19 protein-coding genes are annotated in these 17,948 nt (G+C 69.0%); 10 read left to right on the top strand and 9 right to left on the bottom strand.

Translation table 11 applies throughout. The annotated features are described in order from the left end of the window. The 3 genes from BM140_RS22660 to BM140_RS22650 all read right to left on the bottom strand — a co-directional run. On the bottom strand, positions 1-270 hold a 270-nt coding region (locus BM140_RS22660), incomplete at its 3' end, for a transposase (protein WP_165616522.1). Between the two features lie 11 nt (positions 271-281). Further along, on the bottom strand, positions 282-2,906 hold the full coding sequence (locus BM140_RS22655; protein WP_244535591.1) for a PAS domain S-box protein: 2,625 nt from the start codon (positions 2,904-2,906) through the stop codon (positions 282-284). A 256-nt stretch (positions 2,907-3,162) separates the two neighbouring features. Beyond that, positions 3,163-4,362 (bottom strand): M24 family metallopeptidase, encoded by a 1,200-nt coding sequence (locus BM140_RS22650; RefSeq protein ID WP_280142624.1) that lies wholly within the window; start codon positions 4,360-4,362, stop codon positions 3,163-3,165. Between the two features lie 383 nt (positions 4,363-4,745). On the opposite strand from BM140_RS22650, the gene BM140_RS22645 reads away from it, so the two are divergent. The 3 genes from BM140_RS22645 to BM140_RS22635 all read left to right on the top strand — a co-directional run bounded on the left by BM140_RS22645 (position 4,746) and on the right by BM140_RS22635 (position 7,403). Beyond that, entirely contained in the window at positions 4,746-5,258 is a 513-nt protein-coding gene (locus tag BM140_RS22645; protein ID WP_244535590.1) for a MarR family winged helix-turn-helix transcriptional regulator, read from the top strand. Next, positions 5,255-6,952: an FAD-dependent monooxygenase gene (locus BM140_RS22640; protein ID WP_091951376.1), complete on the top strand. Its 1,698-nt coding sequence runs from the start codon at positions 5,255-5,257 to the stop codon at positions 6,950-6,952. The genes BM140_RS22645 and BM140_RS22640 overlap by 4 nt, the downstream gene beginning before the upstream one ends. Positions 6,953-7,157: 205 nt before the next feature. Continuing rightward, positions 7,158-7,403, top strand: coding sequence for a hypothetical protein (locus BM140_RS22635; protein ID WP_091951374.1), 246 nt, complete (start codon positions 7,158-7,160; stop codon positions 7,401-7,403). 42 nt (positions 7,404-7,445) lie between these two features. Here BM140_RS22635 and BM140_RS22630 read toward each other — a convergent pair whose 3' ends face one another. Genes BM140_RS22630 through BM140_RS22620 form a run of 3 tightly spaced genes read right to left on the bottom strand, consistent with a single transcriptional unit; the run spans position 7,446 to position 8,465 of the window. Beyond that, entirely contained in the window at positions 7,446-7,676 is a 231-nt protein-coding gene (locus BM140_RS22630; protein ID WP_091951372.1) for a hypothetical protein, read from the bottom strand. A 13-nt stretch (positions 7,677-7,689) separates the two neighbouring features. After that, entirely contained in the window at positions 7,690-8,118 is a 429-nt protein-coding gene (locus BM140_RS22625) for a CopD family protein (protein WP_165616530.1), read from the bottom strand. Next, positions 8,115-8,465, bottom strand: a complete 351-nt coding sequence (locus BM140_RS22620) for a DUF3817 domain-containing protein (RefSeq protein WP_091951393.1) — start codon at positions 8,463-8,465, stop codon at positions 8,115-8,117. Before BM140_RS22620 ends, BM140_RS22625 begins: the two co-directional genes overlap by 4 nt. Before the next feature lie 98 nt (positions 8,466-8,563). On the opposite strand from BM140_RS22620, the gene BM140_RS26450 reads away from it, so the two are divergent. Both BM140_RS26450 and BM140_RS26445 read left to right on the top strand, forming a co-directional pair. Beyond that, positions 8,564-9,247, top strand: coding sequence for a GlxA family transcriptional regulator (locus BM140_RS26450; RefSeq protein ID WP_244535589.1), 684 nt, complete (start codon positions 8,564-8,566; stop codon positions 9,245-9,247). Positions 9,248-9,310: 63 nt separating this feature from the next. Continuing rightward, entirely contained in the window at positions 9,311-9,634 is a 324-nt protein-coding gene (locus tag BM140_RS26445) for a helix-turn-helix domain-containing protein (protein WP_244535587.1), read from the top strand. 196 nt (positions 9,635-9,830) lie between these two features. Here the strand turns inward: BM140_RS26445 and BM140_RS22610 are convergent, their stop codons facing one another. After that, positions 9,831-10,304 (bottom strand): AtaL-like protein, encoded by a 474-nt coding sequence (locus tag BM140_RS22610; protein ID WP_091951368.1) that lies wholly within the window; start codon positions 10,302-10,304, stop codon positions 9,831-9,833. Between the two features lie 41 nt (positions 10,305-10,345). Then, positions 10,346-11,215 (bottom strand): NmrA/HSCARG family protein, encoded by an 870-nt coding sequence (locus BM140_RS22605; protein ID WP_091951366.1) that lies wholly within the window; start codon positions 11,213-11,215, stop codon positions 10,346-10,348. 102 nt (positions 11,216-11,317) lie between these two features. Between BM140_RS22605 and BM140_RS22600 the strand changes: the two genes are divergently transcribed. Further along, a complete protein-coding gene (locus tag BM140_RS22600; RefSeq protein WP_091951364.1) occupies positions 11,318-12,208 on the top strand; it encodes a LysR family transcriptional regulator in 891 nt (296 codons plus the stop codon). A 274-nt stretch (positions 12,209-12,482) separates the two neighbouring features. On the opposite strand, the gene BM140_RS22595 is transcribed toward BM140_RS22600, so the two are convergent. Continuing rightward, the gene (locus tag BM140_RS22595) at positions 12,483-13,229 is read right to left on the bottom strand and encodes a pirin family protein (RefSeq protein WP_091951362.1); all 747 of its coding nucleotides are present in this window, start codon (positions 13,227-13,229) and stop codon (positions 12,483-12,485) included. A 108-nt stretch (positions 13,230-13,337) separates the two neighbouring features. Here BM140_RS22595 and BM140_RS22590 point away from each other — a divergent pair, with 108 nt between their 5' ends. From BM140_RS22590 to BM140_RS22575, 4 genes are all read left to right on the top strand, one after another. Then, a complete protein-coding gene (locus tag BM140_RS22590) occupies positions 13,338-14,204 on the top strand; it encodes a LysR family transcriptional regulator (RefSeq protein ID WP_091951360.1) in 867 nt (288 codons plus the stop codon). A 167-nt stretch (positions 14,205-14,371) separates the two neighbouring features. Beyond that, complete coding sequence (locus tag BM140_RS22585) at positions 14,372-14,995, top strand: isochorismatase family protein (protein WP_012321606.1); 624 nt, start codon at positions 14,372-14,374, stop codon at positions 14,993-14,995. Between the two features lie 174 nt (positions 14,996-15,169). Then, positions 15,170-15,787 (top strand): glutathione S-transferase family protein, encoded by a 618-nt coding sequence (locus BM140_RS22580; RefSeq protein WP_091951357.1) that lies wholly within the window; start codon positions 15,170-15,172, stop codon positions 15,785-15,787. A gap of 58 nt (positions 15,788-15,845) precedes the next feature. Continuing rightward, complete coding sequence (locus tag BM140_RS22575) at positions 15,846-17,909, top strand: 2Fe-2S iron-sulfur cluster-binding protein (RefSeq protein ID WP_017482943.1); 2,064 nt, start codon at positions 15,846-15,848, stop codon at positions 17,907-17,909. Positions 17,910-17,948 lie beyond the last annotated feature (39 nt).

Raw genomic sequence — 17,948 nt, 5'->3', positions numbered from 1 at the left:
CGAGGCGACGTCCGCCAGCACCTGCTTCTCCAGGGATAGATCCGCCACGAGGCGGCGCAACCGAGCATTCTCGCGCTCAAGATCCTTCATCTTCCTGGCTTGATCGACCTGCAGGCCGCCGTACTCCTTGCGCCAGCGGTAATAGCTCTGCTCGGAGATCTCTGCCTCCTTGCACGCCAACGCCAAGCTCTTGCCCTGGGCGGTCTGCACCTCGATCTGGCGCAGCTTCAGCACAACCTGCTCCGCGCTCGTCTTCTGACCTCGCCGCATGTCCGACTCCTTCAGTCCTGGCTGATCCTCTCAATCAGCCCGGTCCAAAGCCAGCCGGTCAGGTCAATGTTGACCAGCGCGGTCTCGAACTGGCTGAGGTCGGCGTGCACGTGGCAGGGCGCCCCCGCGATATCCAGCACCACCCGGATGCGGGCCCCCGTGACCGTGTCGAGGAGGTCCGCCATGGCACGCAGCCGCTCGTCGAGGGCGAACACCTGCGGGTCGAGGGTCTGCCGACGGGCGAAGGCGAGGAGCTGCCCGGTGAGCTTGGCCGCACGCTCCACGGTCTCGGAGACCGCGTCGAGGTAACGGGCCTTGCGCGCCTCGGGCAGGTCCGGGCGCCGCAGGAAGTCGACCGACGAGCGGATGATGGTCAGCAGGTTGTTGAAGTCGTGCGCCACGCCGCCCGTCAGCTGCCCGATGGCCTCCAGCTTCTGCGACTGCCGCAGCGCTTCCTCGGCCTTCAGCAGTTCGTCGGTGCGTTCGGCGACGCGGTTCTCCAGCTTCTCGTTCAACTCCCGCAGGCGGTCCTCGGCGAGCTTGCGGTCGTGGATGTCGGTCGAGGTGCCGAACCAGGCCGTCACCGTCCCGCCGGCGTCCCGCAGGGGTTCGGCCCTGGCCAGGTACCAGCGAAAGGCGCCGTCGTGTCGCCGGTAGCGTATCTCGATATCGTAGGAGATCTCGCGCGCAAGCGCGTCCGCCCAGACCGCGGCGGTACGGGCCCGGTCGTCCGGGTGGACGGCCTCGATCCACCCGTCGGGCAGCGCCGCCTCAAGGGACTGGCCGGTGAACTCGCACCAGCGGTCGTTGAGGAAATGCAGGTGCCCGTCCGGGGAGGCGAACCAGACGAAGGCGGGAACGACGTCGGTCAGGGTGCGTAGCCGCGCCTCGGCCTGCCGGCGCTCATCGATGTCGATGACCGAGCCGAAGTAGCCGAGGAAGGCCCCGTTCGCCGCGATCCGCGGTGAGGCGGCGTCGATGGCCCAGCGGTAGGTGCCGTCCCGGCCGCGCAGCCGGTACTCCAGGCGGAAGGGCTTCCGCTCGGCGTTGGCGGCCAGGAAGGTCTGCTCCGAGGGATGGCGGTCGTCGGGATGGATGGCGTCGAGCCAGCCGAGGCCGAGCCCCTCCGCCTCGGTCTGGCCGGTGAACTCGTACCAGCGCCGGTTCAGGTAGATGCAGGCGCCGTCCTCGTCGGTGATCCAGGTCATCACCGGGGCGTCGTCGGCCATCGTGCGGAAGCGGGCCTCGCTCTCCCGCAGGCGCGCCTCCGCCTCATGCCGGAAGGTCACGTCGCTTGCCGTGCCGAACCACTCGACGATCTCGCCCGCCTGGTCGAGCAACGGGACGGCACGGGAGAACATCCAGCCGACCGTGCCGTCGGCCCGCCGCACCCGGTGCTCCAGCTCGAACAGCCCCTTGCGCTGGACGGCGTCGGCGATGGCGGTGAGGACCTCGGCCCGGTCCTCCGGCTCGATGTTGCGGTCGAGCCAGCGCTCGCTCGGCTCCGTGGCGTCGGCCATGAGGCCGCGACCGTCGAGCCGGATCATCCTGCGCCAGTCCGCGCCCATCCGGTACACCGCGTCGGACGTCGCGTTGACCAGGGCCCGCAGCCGTCCCTCGCTCACGCGCAGGTTGGCCTCGGCGCCGACGCGCTCGATGTAGGCCCAGCAGCGTTCCGTCACCTCGCGCAGCATCAGCAGCTCGGCGTCGGACCAGCGGTGCGGCACGGCATGGTGGATGGCCATGAGGGCCGTCAGGCGGCCCTCCTTGATCAGCGGCATGCAGATGGTCGCGGCGATGCCGATGGCTTGGAAGGTCCGCGCCTCGTGCGGGGCGAGCTCGGCGGCGTTGTCGTTGACGACGAGGGGCCTGCCGGCATTGAGCTCCCGGACCGCGAGCTCGCCGAAGTCGGCGAGGCTGTAGTGCCCGAGGATCGAGGGTGCGTCCGGCGCGTGCCAGTTGCCGCGGATGGTGAAGCCGTCGCCGTCCGGGTCCATGTCGGCGTAGGCGCAATTCGACAGGCCCAGGTGACTGCCAAGGAGGCGCGTCGTGGTCTGCAGCAACGCGGCGGCGTCACGGGCGTCCGCGGTCGCCCGTGCCAAGCCGTCGAGGAAGCGGAATCGGTCCTCGCTATCGGCGAGGCGGCGTTCGGCCAGCACGCGCTCGGTGATGTCGAGCACCGTTGCGAGCGTACCGATGGGCCGGCCGGCCTCGTCGAGGATGGGCGTGTAGTCGAGGTCCATCCAGACCTTCTCGGGACGACCGAGCCGCCAGAGTTCGAGTTCCTGGGCCTTGAAGCTGAGGGCTTGCCCGGCGAGGCCACTCCCGACGACGCGGGCGTTGAAGGCGCGCGCCTCCGGCCAGATCTCCAGCAGCCGCCCCCCGAGCGCTTCGGGATGGCGCGGGCCGCAGACCTCGGCATAGCCCCGGTTGTAGACGAGGATGCCGTCCTCTCCCCAGATCGCCACCATGGGGATGGGCGAGAGCAGCACCGTCTGGACGATGGCGCGAACCGTGGGCGGCCATCCGGCGATGGGGCCGAGCGGGGTGGCCGCCCAGTCATGGCCGCGGACGAGGTCGCCCACATCGCCGCCGCCGACGGGGAGCCAGACGCCGGCTTGGATTTCCTGTGTCATCGACCCGCGCATTGAGGCTACCCGTCCGGGCGCGGTCGTTGATCCAACGGCACCTTCCCCGCCGGCATCCTACTTCAGGCGGGACCGGTTGCACATCATACCGGTATGGATGTCCCGGGTCCGATGCGCCGATGGACAGGGTAAGGCCTGGGAGGTGCTCGCCGACCCTATCGCTCAGGGCATTGGGCGGCAGTCCCATGCTGGACCGCGCCGCTTCAGGCGACGGCGGTGCCCCACACATCAGTCCTCGGCATAGCTACGATATCTCGATGAGTTCCGCCGCCCGTTTTCCGAGCCGTTCGGCGCCGTTCTCCCCCGCGACGACCGTATCGCCCCAATACAAACGCTGAGCCCCATCATGCGTCTGGATCATCGGCTTGACGATGAACGTCGCGTTGGCCTCGATCCGCCAGTCTCGCATGGTCGCATCTCGCGGTTCGTGGATGTTGATGGGGGCGTCGTCACCGAGGCCCCGGCCGTGCATGATGAGACTGCACCGGAAGCGCTCGTCGCTCATGGCGGCGACGATGTCCGATATCCCACCGACTGTCGCACCCGGCCGCAGGGCCTCGTAGCAGCGTTCAATCGCTTCCCGCTGACGGTGGAACAGCTCCCTGTAGATGTCCGGCGCACGACCAAGGAAGACGGGTTGCGTGTTCTGGGCCACGTAGCCAGCCCAACGCGCCTCGGCCTCGATGGAGATGAGGTCTCCAGATCGAAGCGGACGGAGCGACGGCATGTACTGCGCCGAAGGTGGCTGCGGCCAACCTGCTGACCACAGGATCATGGTCGGCACCTCGCCGCCCCGCTCCACCATGTCCGCCAGCATCCGCGCGTAGACGACGTTTTCCGGCACACCCGGACGCGCTTCGCGGAGGAGGACATCGACCGACGCCTCGACGAGTTCCTCGGCCTTTCGCAGGAAGGCGAGCTCCTCGTTGCTCTTCACGAAACGCGCCCGCTCCACCAGCAGGTTCGCATCGACGATCTCGGCAGCGGGTAGAGCGCGGATCAAGCCGTCGAGGATGCCGGCAGACGTTATCCCTTCTGGGAAGCGGGTGTTGCCGGCAAGGCCCGTGACGCCGATCCGACCCTGGTCGAGACCGAGCTCCCTCAAGCGGTCGATGCTCATTTGGGTGTAGCCCCAACCGGTATCGATGGGACGTATGTCGGTGACCCAATCCTGTCGTTGTAGCCAGAAATCCCTATGGACGTCCGGGCTCGTGATCGCGGTCACCTCGTTTGTCAAAGGGAAGACGCAGGCCGCCTGGGAGCAATTGCCGCCTATCCCGGTGAGGTAGCGGACATTGGCTTGAAAATGATCCCATAGCCCGGTGTTGGGCGGAACGAAGATGGCGTCAAGGCGTGCCTCGGCCATCAGGCTCCTGACTTTCCGCCATCTTGAGTCACGCTCCCGCACCGAAAACTTCGGCACACCCTCCACCAAGCCTTTCATCATGTTCGCACCCTTCTGCTTGCCTGTTCCGATGACGGGCTGCCCGGCAGTTTGCGGCTCGTTGCATGACGCCGGCGCCGCCTATGCCTCCGGCCGTGGACTGTGACCGGTTCCGTCCCGCGAGCATGAGAAAGCCGTCAGCCGTCAGAACGATTATTTACTGTCATTACGACAGTGTACTACCAAACATTACATAGGTCCTTTCGTTCCAACGGTCGATGCTGAGACCGTCATCGACCGGCTTGGGCCACCCACGCGCGGCAACACCTGGCGAGGGTTGGTTGGGGTCGGAACCGATCAGACCGAACCGTGTTGATGCCAACAACGACAGCAGACTGTCGTTGTTGCAGTTAGGTGGCAAATCGGAGCTCATTATGGGTCCCATGCCGAGAAAGCCCTCGAAGGATGCCGACCGCCTGCGCCGGGCTTGGTCCGGTCTCGCCATCGAGGTCTTTCGCCTCAACGGCGACCTGATCGAAGGGGGTGACGCGCTGGTGCGGGATCTCGGCCTGACCAGCGCCCGCTGGCAGGTCCTAGGAGCCATCGCCCTGTCCCCGGTCCCGCTGCCGGTCGCCCATATCGCCCGCAACATGGGCCTCGCCCGCCAGTCGGTGCAGCGCGTCGTCGATGACATGCGCGATGACGGTTTGGTCCGAACCGAACCCAACCCCCATCACCGCCGCGCGCCGCTCGTGGCCATGACCCCGCAGGGCGAGGCCGCCTACGAACAGGCCACGGCGCGCAAGGACCTCTGGGCTGACGTCCTCACCGAAGGTCTGTCGGCGGAGACCATCGAGGCGGCAGGCACGCTCCTGCGCACGCTGCAGCAGCGGATCGCCGCCTCCCACGGCCACATCGCTTCCATAGCCGCCACACGAAAGGAGACACAGGAATGAACCGCGCCGAAGCCACGCAGGAGTACGATGCCGACGTGATCGTGGTCGGCGCAGGCCCCATCGGCCTGACGACGGGCAACGCCCTGCGCCACCACGGCGTGTCGTGCCTGCTCCTGGAGGAACGCACCGACGTGAAGGCCTACTCCCGGGCCAACAACCTCTGGGCCCGCCCTCAGGAACTGCTCGCCGGCGTCGGCCTGCGCGACGCGCTCGCCGAGAACAGCTACGCGATCCACACCATCAACTTCTTCGTCAACGGCACGCCGACGACGCCCATCCCCATCGCCGACGTCGCCAGCCCTTACCCGAAAGTACTCTACAGCGGGCAGGACGTGATCGAGCGGACCCTGATCGGCGAGTTCGAGGCACGGGGCGGCCGGCTCGATCGGGGCTGTACCGTGACCGGTGTCGAACAGGACGACGAGGGCGTCACGGTGGTGCTTCGGCGGGGCAACGACGGGCCGGAGGAGCGACGCCGCTGCCGCTACGTCGTGGCCGCCGACGGCGCCAAGAGCACCATTCGGCCGATGCTCGACCTGGACTTCGAGCCGGTACGGCTGCCGGACTGCATGAACCGGCAGATCGACGCGAAGCTGTCCTGGCGCCGCTCGCGTGAGCCGGACCAGCTCTGGTTCTTCTACTACGAGCGTGGCTTCGCGGGCATCCTTCCGGTCTGGGGCGGCTACCACCGGCTGTTCTTCCTGGCCGACGACACCGGCGTGCCGGACCGTGACCCGACGCTCGACGAGATGCAGGCGGTCGCGCGCGAGGTGACAGGCGACGAGACCCTCACCTTGAGCGACCCGCAATGGCTGATCCACAGCCGTTTCCACTACGGGGTCTCGCCCGACTACGCCCGCGGTCGCGTCTTCCTGGCTGGTGACGCCGGCCACCTGTCCCTTCCCATCGGCGGGCAGGGCATGAATGCGGGCCTGCACGACGCGGTCGAGGTCGCGTGGCGGCTCGCCATGACCCTGCGGGGCGAGGCGGCGCCGGTGATCCTCGATTCCTACGGCGAGGAGCGCGGCAAGGAGCATGCGCGATTGAGCGCCCAGCAGGCGCGCGGCTTCCGGTGGACCGTCTACCGCGGTCCCGTCACCGACACGGTGCTGGGGCTGGCCGCCAAGGCGCTGCCAAACCTCGGCTCGCTGCTGCAGGGCACCGACGACATGCAGCAGATCGGGGTGGAGTACCCGAAGAGCGCGCTGAACGAGGACCGTCTGTCGGGCTTGGCGACCGTCCTGCGCTCGGGGCCCAAACCGGGCGAGCGGGCGCCGGACGCGGAGGTCACGCATCACGGCGAGACCACCAACCTGTTCCGGTTCCTCTACAACCCGGACGACCATACGACGGGCTGGGCGCTGCTGTGCTTCGACGGTCGGTCCTCGGACGCGGGTGCCTCGCTGCGCGACGCCGTCGACGCCGTGACGCCCTGGCCCTGGGTCAGGCCACGCCTCGTGCTTGCGGGTCCGACGGTCGATGGCGCGGGCGTCCCCGTCCTCTCCGACATGGACGGCAAGGCGCACGGGGCCTACGGACTTGAAGGTCGGCCGGCCTTGGTCCTCGTCCGACCGGACGGCCACATCGCCTTCCGCGGCGACGCTGACCGGGCCGACAGATTGGTCGCCTATTGCCAGAAGGCATTCGGCGACGAGTTCGCACGGTCGACGAGCGCGCTCGTCGCTGCGCAATGAGAGAGGTTGCGCACGTGGCGTTCGAGTCAGGGAAGCGACGTGCGGGTGGCGGCCCTCAGCAGGTCCATGGTCACCGCTCAAGGGGCAGTTTCGGGCGTGCGAAGGCGATGGCCGTGCGCCCGGCCGATGGCTGGGCTGCGCGGCCTTCCGCGGACATTCGGCCGGCTCCGGAGTTGTCCGACGAGATCGACCGACCGGAGCCTACATGCTGAACCCCTTCTCTGCCGCGTTCCTGCTCGCCTTCGAGGCGCAGAGGGTCATCGAGTTGCGGCTGGTTCGGATCGCCTGGGGCGGGGCCGAGGCGCAGGCCGAGTTGGTGTCGATGGTCGGCGAGAAGGTCGTGGCCGCGATGGAGGCGACGACCACCTTGATGGCCGGCGGCACCCATGGCGAGGTAGTCGCGCGCTATCGTGAGCTGGTCGCCGACAACACGCGCCGCCTCATGGCCTGAACGGCACCGACCCGGCATCGCGACCGGGACGGCGGCCTTCTCCTAAACCCACTGCGTCCCGCCCTCGACGGGCCGCTGGCCGTTGGTGGCCTTGAGCCGACCGAACAGGAGCGTGGCGACGTGATGCTCCGGCACGGCCGGCTCCGGCAGCAGCAGCGTCTTGCCGTCCTCGTCCGGTGAAAGCTCGTCGCCGTCGCTCTCGACGAGGTCGAACGCCTCGTCCTCGTCCTGGATGTCATCCGAGCTTGTTTGCCGGACGCCGGCTGACTGCAAGCCTCAGGGAAAGTCAGGCGAGTTTTGTGACCGCAAGGAACGCAATGACGGTCAGGCATGCGAGGACGAGCGGCGCGGTCCCGGCCGTCGCGGTCAATGGAGCGGGCTGCCGGCCGCCGGCCCAGCGTCTCAAGGCACCCGACTGCAGCCCGTGCAGCGCTGAGAGGAACACGACGAAGGCGAGCTTCGCCTGCAGCCATAAGTCTGCGAACCACCCACCCTCGGTCGCGAGCGCCAAGCCGAACGCCCAGACCAGCAACATGGCCGGCGTCGTCACCCACCGCGACCAGCGTAGGGCCAGATGAGACACCGGTCGCGCCGCCGACGACATGCGTCCCGATGCGGGCAATAGCACCGCGGTTACGAGCAAGCCTCCGACGAAGGTCATGGCTGCCGCCACGTGCGCACCTTTCAGGAGGCCGTAGCCGTCCGGCACGCTCATACTGCGGCCTGCCGAAGAGCATCGGCACGCCGTCGGAGCCAGCCCAGGTTGGCGAAGCCGCCAAAGGGAACGAATGCTGCAAGCGCAAGCCGCGAGACCTCCCGTCGGCTCCATCCCCCGCCGGCTACGGTCTCGACTACGGTCCATGCGTAGAGCGCGAAGGCCAGGCCGTGGACAGGGCCCAAGGCGCGAACCATTCCCGGTTGGTCTGCCAAATGCTTGAGCGGAACCGCGAGGCACACGAGCAGCAGAAGCGTCGACGCCTCCAGCGTGGAGGCGATCTCAAGCCTCCGGAGTTGGCGGAGTTCGAGGACAGCCTGCGTCGACGGGGAAGGAGGCGCCTCCATCGAGGTGTCGGCCGTCCGGGGTACGAAGCGTAACATGAGGGACTCTCCGGGCGCTTGACGCCTCGGCTTGGTGTACCCCACCGCGAACTGATCCGAGAGTGTCTGGACAGACAACCATCGCCGCTTTCCAGCCAAACGACATCGCTGGCTTGCGTGGCGGGCGCGGACAAGGCAATGGCCGTAAATCGCTCCAAGACGGCTTTTCGGCCATGCATGAGGTTGCGGTTCTCGCGCTGCACGGGGTCATCGCCTTCGACCTCACCATCCCTTGCGAGACGTTCGGCCGACTGTCCCTGCCGGACGGCTATCGCGTGCGGGTCTGCGGCGAGGGCCCAGAGGTTCGCTCCTCGGCCTTCACGATCCGCACGCCGTGGACGCTGGCCGAGGCCGTTGACGCAGACACCGTGATCGTAGCCGGCATCGAAGATCCGAGCCTGCCGGTCCCGGACGCGGCAATCGAGGTCGTCCGAGCCGCGGCGAAGGAGGGGGCGCGCGTAGCCTCGATCTGTACGGGAGCCTTCGTCCTAGCCGCCGCCGGCCTGCTGGACGGCCGGCGCGCAACGACGCACTGGCGGGCCGCCCAACTGCTCGCAGCGCGCTATCCGCAAATCACCGTCGACGCCAACGTCCTCTTCGTCGACGAGGGCCCAGTGCTGACCTCGGCCGGGGCCTCCGCGGGGCTCGACCTGTGCCTCCACATGGTGCGTCGCGACCACGGCCAAGCGGTCGCGGCGGACGCCGCGCGCTTGGCCGTCGCGCCGCTCGACCGCGCGGGCGGCTAGGCGCAGTTCATCCGTCAGGGACGACCTCGCGCAGGCACTAGCCTGGCCCCCCTGCTTGACTGGATGGCCGAGAACCTTGCTCTCGACCTCAACGTGGCCGAGATTGCTCAGCGGTCCGGCATGAGCGTCCGGACCTTCAACCGCCGCTTCCGGGAGCAGACCGGCACGAGCCCGATCCAGTGGCTGCTCGATGCGCGCGTGCGACGGGCCCAGGAGCTACTGGAAACGACGGGCCAGAGCGTGGAGTCCATCGCCGCCGCCACGGGTTTCGAGGCGCCGGCCAATTTTCGCGCCCGCTTCCGCCGCATGGTCGGCATAAGTCCTGCCGGGTACCGTCAAGCCTTCGCGGGAGGTCGGGTCGAGGACGCCCCCGCGGAAAGCCCATAGGTGGCCTCCTTCTGGTCCAGCGTACCGCTTCCGGGCCCCGGTGGGCGGCGAAACGACCGCCGTCGAGTACCCGGCGAGACGGATGGCCGCCGCTATGGCATCGAGAGCGGCTCCACCGCTCCCAATGGCCGGACGCGGCACGGCGCGGAGGTGCTTCCAGGCTCCGAACCCAGCACCGTTCGCCGTCCGGGGAGGGTCAGATCCTGCCTTCCGCGACCAGCTCACGGGTGCGCCTCAGGGTCGCCAGGAGGGCGGCCTTGTAGCCCCTGTCGCCGTCAAACTGCGCCTGCTCGTCATGCTCCTCGGGGCCGTCCGGCGTTTTCCCACGCAGGCCGAGGTAGCAGTAGAACCGAAGCCGAAGCTCACCGGCTTCATCCGCGGAGAGTTCGTTCACGATGGCGCCCTCTCGCGGACCGGTGGCCTGAAAGAAGGTCACCTTGCCCTCAGGCTCGAAGGCGATGATCTCGCGCAGGTCGACACCCCCGATGGTGGCCTCGCGCACGAGGTGTGTGGCGCTCTCCTCCACCACGTCGCAACGCGTGCAGAGACCAGGGGGCAGGAACTGGCGGGCGTCGCGGGCTTTCAGAACCAAGCCCTGCCACACCTGGGCGCGGCTCAGCGGGATCTCGCCCTCCGGGTTCACCGGGACGGTCGCGGTCGAATAGATCATGACGATGGTCCTTCCTAGGTTGGCTGCGAGGCGCCAGGCCGTCAGGCCGAGGCGGCGATCTCGGCGACGAGGTTGCGATACCGACGCAGGGGGCGGCCGAGCAGCGTGGTCAGGCCCTCGACGTCCCCGGCCTCGGGGACCATGCCGTCGGTCAGGAAGCGCTCGGCCATCAGGCGCATGTCGTAGGCCATCCAGCCGGGCATGAACTGCCGGAGGCTCCGCTCGAACCCGGCGGTATCGTCGCCGCCATAGGCGACCGGTCGGCCGAGCACCTCCGACCAGACCGCGGCCACGGTCGCGCCGGTCAGGGTCTCGGGACCGACGACGTTGATCCGGTCGAGGGGGAGCGGCCCGTCGGCCTTCTCGCGCCGGATCAGCGCGAGGGCGGCGACCTCGCCAAGGTCGCGGACGTCGATCATCGCGAGCCCCTTGGCCCCGATGGGCATCGGGTAGACGCCGTGCTGCAGGACGACGTCCTTGACCGTGTATTCGTTGCTCATGAAGTAGGCCGGGCGCAGGATGGTGGCCTCGAAGCCCATGGCCTCGATCATTCGCTCGACCCCGAACTTGCCCGCGAAGTGCGGCACGTTCACGTAGAGGTCGCTGTGGATCACCGACAGGTAGACCACCCGCCTGACCCCTGCCTCCCGGGCAACGTTGAGCGCGATGAGCGCCTGCGTGAATTCGTCGGGCACCACGGCGTTGAGCAGGAACAGGGTGGAGACACCCGTGAACGCGTTCCGCACGGACTCGACGTCGAGCAGGTCGCCGGGGACGATGGCGACGCCGGCCGGCAAGCCGGCATTGGCTGCATCGCGGACCAAGGCGCGCACGTTGGCACCGCGCCGCACGAGGTTGTCGACGACTTGGCGGCCAATGGTGCCGGTGGCGCCCGTCACGAGGATGGTCATGGTGTGTCTCCGGGTTGCTGTTGGTGACAATCCGGAAACTAGTGATCCACGCTTGCGCCAAAAGCCGCTATCTATGGACGGTCCGTCTCGCTGGTGGAACGCATGGACCTCCTCGCCCTCGCTGACTTCAATCTCGTCGCCCGGCACGGCGGGTTCGGCCGCGCCGCCCGGGCGGCAGGGCGACCGAAGGCAACGCTGTCGCGCCGTGTCGCGGAATTGGAGGGCGCGCTCGCCCTGCGCCTGTTTGAGCGTGGGGCGCGCACGCTGAAGCTCACCGAGGAAGGACGGGCGCTGCACGAGCGGACGGGCATGCTGCTGGCCGAGCTCGACGAGACCGCGGCGGCCATCTCGTCCGGCGGGGCGAGGCCGCGGGGACGGCTGAGGGTCAGCGCGCCGCTCTTGTTCTCGCAGGTCGCCATGGGGAGGCTGGCGGCTGAGTTCGCGCTGAGGCATCCCGAGGTTAGGCTTGAGGTCACGACGGAAGACCGGGCCGTCGACATGGTCGAGGAGGGCTACGACCTCGTGATCCGGGTCAACCCGGAAGCGAACGAGGGCTTGGTCGGACGTGTCTTCCTGCGGGACCGGATGATCGTGGTGGCGAGCTCGGGCATGGCCAGGCCCGCGACCGACAGCGCCGTGCCGGCCGTGGTGCGCGGTGCGGGCGGCGGCGACGCTTGGCAGGTGAGGGAGCCGGGGGCGAGGTCGCGCATACCCTTCGAGCCGACCCTGCGGCTGTCGTCGGTCATCATGGTTCGCGACGCGGTGCGTGCCGGCGCCGGGGCCGCGTCGTTGCCCATCTCGCTCGTTAGTCACGACCTTGCCGCCGGCACCCTGGTCCACTGGGGCGACATCGACGGACCCGAGATCGCGCTCTGGGTGCTCTATCCTTCACGCCGGCTGCTCAGTGCGCGGGTCTCGGCGTTCCTCGACCACCTGAAGCAGGCATTCCCGCAAGGCACGCCGGACGAGCTGGCGGCCTATGTCGGCACGTGAGGTGCGAGCGGCCGAAACCGGTCTCCCGCCAAGCCGAGCTGAGGGCATTCCGACAGGTCGCCAATGTGCCCGAACATCAGCAGCTACGGGCATATTAGCGACCGACGGGTAGCAGGCATGTCAGTGCGGTTCACTACGTGGTGGAAGACTATGGGTCCGGCTCTCGACGCGCACCGGCCTCGCAACCGACCTCCACCGTTGCACCTTCCGCTGCGCGCCCCGGTCGAGTTCGATAATTCCATCGAGGGACACGACCGGCGCGCGGAACGCGCGATTAATCAGCGAGTACGTTCCCGCTGAACATGCCACCGCGGAAAACCGGTGCGCCCTGATCGGTCAGGAAGAGGACGAGGTCGGCGTCGGAGCCGGCCAGCACCCTCCCGCCGTCCCCCTTGAGGTACGCCGTATTACCCGCCCGCAGCGTCAAGCCGCCGACCTCGACGTCGCCGCCGAAGACGTGGAGCAGGCGAACCGCATCGGGCGCCGGAAGCGGCGGCAGGGACAACGCTGCCCTGGCCGCAACATGCGCGTCGGAGACCCATGCCTGGGCTCGGACCTCCAGCGGCGCGCCCTCGGGCCCGGCGATGAGGCGCCACTTGCCGTGGCTCAACACCTCCCCGAAGTCGTGGAACTGGACCTTGGGTCCGAGGTCGGCCGCCCGCGGCCGCAGGAAGATCTGCAGTGCCTCGACCGGGCCGTGGTCCAGCATGCGCTCCTCGTGCTGGAAGGTGTGGCCGGCGTTCATCATCATCAGGCGCGTCGCCGTGATCTCCTCCGCGTTTCCGACCGTGTCCCGGTGGAGCATCCGTCCGGCCCGGACGTAGGTCAGGATTTCGTCGTCGCGGTGCGGGTGCATCCTGATGACGTGCCCGGGCGCCACGGTGGCGCGGTCGATCCGGCCGATGGCGCCTAGGCCGCTATCTCCGCCGCCGAGGCTCAGCCCGGGACGGATGATCTCGACGGCGAAGCCACGGGTTGGGTCACCCATGCGGTCGCCGCGTCTGAGCTTGGTCACGTCCATGGTTGTCGTCCTTTCTCGGTGGGCGTCTCCTCCTTGGACCGTAGCGTCGTCGTACCAGGGACGGTATCGTCCGATCCGGGCAAGCTCCGTCCCGGGAAGCGGAACGCGATGGACGTGGACGACCTGAGGACCTTCGTGGAAGTCGCCGACGCGGGAGGGGTCTCGGCCGCCTCACGCCGCCTCAACTTGGCGAAGTCGATTGTCAGCCGGCGGCTTCTGCGGCTGGAGGCCGAGCTCGGAACACAACTCCTCGCCCGTACTACCCGGGGCGCGGCCCTGACCGAGGCGGGCACGACGTTCCGGGAACATGCGGCACGGATCTGCACGGAGGTAGACGCCGCGCTGGAGGCGGTCGCGGTTGGCGGCGAGCTCCGCGGCCTCCTGCGGGTTGCCGTACCCTCCACGTTCGGCCCGACGCACTTCGCGCCGGCCATCGCGGAGCTGACCCGTCGCCATCCCCAACTGCATATCAACTGCCGCTACAGCGACCGCTACGTCGATCTCGTCACCGAGGGCTTCGATTGCGGCATCCGGGTCGGCTACCTGGCGGATTCGAACCTGGTCGCGCGCCGCATCGGATCCTTCTCCGTGCGGCTGTTCGCAAGCCCGGACTATGTCGCCACGTACGGCGCCCCCGAGACGCCCGAGGACGTGCCCGGCCATCCCGCCGTGATGATCGCGACGGAAACCTGGACGTTCAGCGCCGGGGGCAAGCCGTTCCCGGTCCGCCCGACGGGCCGCTTCCGGGCCGACAGCGCGGTGGCCATCGCGGAGGCGACGGCCGCGGGTGCGGGTATCGCCGCGCTGCCCGATGTCATCGCGGAACCCTACGTCGCAGCCGGGACCCTGATACCGGTCATGGCGCGCTATGCGCTTCCCTCCATCGGGATGTTCGTCGTGCGCCCACCGGGGCAGCACTCCTCGCGCAAGGTTCAGGCGCTCACCGACCTGCTGATCGAGCGGTTCGGCCGATAAGGCCCCCTTGCAGCGACAGGTGCCGCCCTGGCAAGCGTTCCGGCGGCGTTCCGGTTTCAGGGACGCAGAGTGCCGGAAGTGGCGGCTAGTGGCCCTTCTCATGGAGCGGCATCTTCATTGTGCCGGGTGGCTCCGAAGCGGGACCATCCCCACCGAAGGAGAGCACCATGTCCTACGAGAGATTGACCGCCGAGAACGCCGCCGTCCTGTTCGTCGACCACCAGACCGGTCTTGCCAACGGCGTGCAGACCCAGACGCCCGCGGACTTCCTGAACAACGTGAAGGCGCTCGTCACCATCGCCCAGATCTACAAGCTGCCGGCCATCGTCACCACCAGCGCGGCCGACGGCCCGAACGGGCCGGTCTTGCCGGTCGTCGCCCAGGGCCTGCCCGACGCGACCGTCGTGCACCGGCCGGGCGAGATCAACGCCTTCGACAACGCCGACTTCGCCGCCGCCGTGAAGGCGACCGGTCGGAAGAAGCTCCTGATCGCCGGCATTTCGACGGAGGTTTGCGTGGCCTTCGCCGCGCTCGCGGCCCGCGAGGCGGGCTACGACGTCTACGCGGTGCTGGATGCATCGGGCACCTGGAGCAAGCTCGTCGAGGAAGCGGCCGTCGCCCGCATGGTGCAGGCAGGCGTCGTGCCGATCACCTGGGTCGCGGTCGGCGCCGAGCTTCTTGGCCACTGGCAATCGGCCACCGGCGAGGCGCACGCCAGGCTGATGGGCGACCACCTGCCCTTCGCCGGCAATATCTACGCGAGCTTTCTGGCCGCCAAAGGTCAGGCGTGACCCGTTTCGAGGGACCCGGCCGTGCATCCCGCACCGGCCGGGCCCGTCAGGATGGATTGTTCCGCTCGCGACAACAATGAACTGCGGAGGTCGAGCATTCTCCCGACCCCCTGATCGCGTCACCTTGCCAATGTGGTTCGGGCTTCACCCGGACAGAAAGCAGGGAACGCGGTCATGAAGCTCTACCATCATCCCCTCTCGGGACACGCGCATCGGGCCCGCCTGTTCCTCTCGTTGCTCGGCGTGCCGCACGAGGCGATTGAGGTCGACCTCAAGGGAGGCGCCCACAAGCGGCCCGAGTTCCTCGCCCTCAATCCGTTCGGCCAGGTGCCGGTCCTCGACGACGACGGAACCGTCGTCTCCGACTCGAACGCCATCCTCGTCTACGTGGCGCGCAAGCTGGGGCGGACCGATTGGCTGCCGGAGAATGCCGAGGGTGAGGCCGCCGTGCAGCGTTGGCTGTCGGTGGCGGCCGGCGAACTGGCCTACGGCCCGGCCGCCGCGCGCCTCGTCACCGTTTTCGGTGCCAATTTCCGGCCCGAGGAGGTGATCGGGCGGGCGCACACGCTGCTGGGCCGCCTGGAGGCGCATCTGACGGGCCGGGAATGGCTGGTTGGCGAGCGGCCCACCGTCGCGGACGTGGCGCTCTACAGCTACCTGGCGCGTGCACCCGAGGGCAACGTCGACCTCTCAAGCTACGTCAACGTCAACGCCTTCCTCCGCCGCATCGAGGCCTTGCCGGGCTTCGTCCCCTTCGTCCAGACGCCGGCCGGCCTCACGGCCGCGGCGTGACCCCGCTTGTTCGGGCGCGCCGGTGCGCGCGCCCGACCGAACCGGACGGGAGAGTATCATGAGCGACGGTCCGACCATCACGAAGTCCTCGCCCTGGCATCCGGGCGAGAAGGCCATCCAGCAGCAGGTCGGCGTGGCCGAGCGGATGGAGCAGGTCGGGCGCCGCGTGGTGCGGGACTTCATGCCCGACCAACACCGCGCGTTCTACGAACAGATCCCGTTCATCGTGGCCGGCAGCGTCGACGGTCGGGGCGACGCCTGGGCGACGCTGGTCGCCGGCGGTCCCGGGTTCATCGCCTCGCCGACGCCGACGACACTCGACATCGCGGTGCGGCCGGATCCGAGCGACCCGGCGAGCGCGGGCTTGCGCGACGGGGAGGCCATCGGGCTGCTCGGGATCGAGCTGCACACCCGCCGACGCAACCGCGTCAACGGCCTCATCCGCGCCGCGGCGGACGGCGTTCTGAACTTCGCCGTCGACCAGAGCTTCGGCAACTGCCCGCAGTACATCCAGCTGCGCGACTTCGCCTTCGTCCGCGACCCGCGTGAGCCCTTTTCTGGAACCGTCGAGGAGAACGCCGGCCTCGACGCGGACGCGCGCGCCATCGTCGAGGGTGCCGACACGTTCTTCGTCGCCTCCTACGCCGAGCGCGACGGCCGCCGCCAGGTCGACGTCTCGCACCGCGGCGGCAAGGCCGGCTTCGTTCGCGTCGCCGAGGACGGGACGCTCACGGTCCCCGACTTCGCCGGCAACCTGTTCTTCGCCACGCTCGGCAACATCCTCCTGAACGGCCGGGCCGGCCTCGTCTTCGCCGACTTCGAGACCGGCGACCTCCTGCAGATGACGGGCGACGCCGAGGTCGTCCTGTCCTCCCCCGAGATCGCCGCCTTCCAGGGCGCTGAACGGCTGTGGACGTTCCGGCCCCGCCGGGTCGTGCGGCGGCGGGGCGCGCTGCCCCTGCGCTGGACGTTTCAGGCGGACGGCTGGTCGCCGAACTCCCTGATGACCGGTGACTGGCACGCGGCCGCCGACCGGCTCCGGGCCGCCGACCTCGCGACGCAATGGCGCCCGTTCACGGTCACGAAGATCGTCGACGAGAGCCGCACGATCCGCTCCTTTAACCTCCAGCCTGCGGACGGGTCCGGGCTGATCCCGCACCAGGCGGGGCAGCACCTGCCCATCCGTGTGCCGCTCCCCGGCGCGGACAAGCCGGTCATCCGCACCTACACGCTCTCGGTCGCGCCCTCGGACGCGGTCTACCGGATCAGCGTCAAGCGCGATGGCACTGTGTCCGGGCACCTCCACGACACGCTGCGGGTCGGCGACTTGGTCGAGGCGCGGGCGCCGGCCGGCGGCTTCACCATCGACGCCCATGCCAAGCGGCCGGCCGTGCTGCTCGCCGGCGGCATCGGCATCACGCCGCTGCTGGCGATGCTGCGCCACCTCGTCTACGAGGGCCTGCGCACCCGGGGCATCCGGCCGACCACACTGGTCCAGGCGGCCCGCTCCAAGGAGGAGCGTCCCTTCGATAGGGAGGTGGCCGAGCTCGCCGCCGCGGCCGGGGGCGCGGTGAGGGTCGTGCGGGTGCTGAGCGCGCCCGGGGATGCGGTGGCGGGTGTCGACTACGATGTCGCTGGCCGGATCGACATGGCGCTGCTCGCCCGCGTGCTGCCGTTCGGCGATTACGACTTCTACCTCTGCGGTCCGGCGGCCTTCACGCAGGCGCTCTACGACGGGCTGCGGGACCTGAACGTCGCCGACGACCGCATCCACGCCGAGACCTTCGGTCCCTCGTCCCTGGTCCGGAGCATACCGGCGGATGCCGGGGCGGCCGCGCTGCCGCCCGCGTCGACGGAGCCGGTTCCGGTCGCCTTCCTGAACTCGTCGAAGGAGGCGCGCTGGACGCCTGACGCCGGAACGCTGCTCGAACTCGCCGAGGCCCGCGGCCTCAGCCCGGAGTTCAGTTGCCGGACCGGAACCTGCGGCACCTGCCGGACGAAGCTCCTGAAAGGTGCCGTCACCTACGCGAAGGCGCCCACCGCTCCCCACGCGGCCGACGAGGTGCTGATCTGCTCGGCCACCCCGGCCGCGGGGAGCGACCCCGTTCATCTCGCCCTCTGACCGAGGGCGATGGCCGAGGGTCCCGTCCCGCCGGCCTGC

It is taken from the genome of Methylorubrum salsuginis (assembly GCF_900114375.1).
GTDB lineage: Bacteria > Pseudomonadota > Alphaproteobacteria > Rhizobiales > Beijerinckiaceae > Methylobacterium > Methylobacterium salsuginis.
Note: the sequence above shows the minus strand (reverse complement) of the source record. Positions and strands in the feature narration are given on the sequence as shown.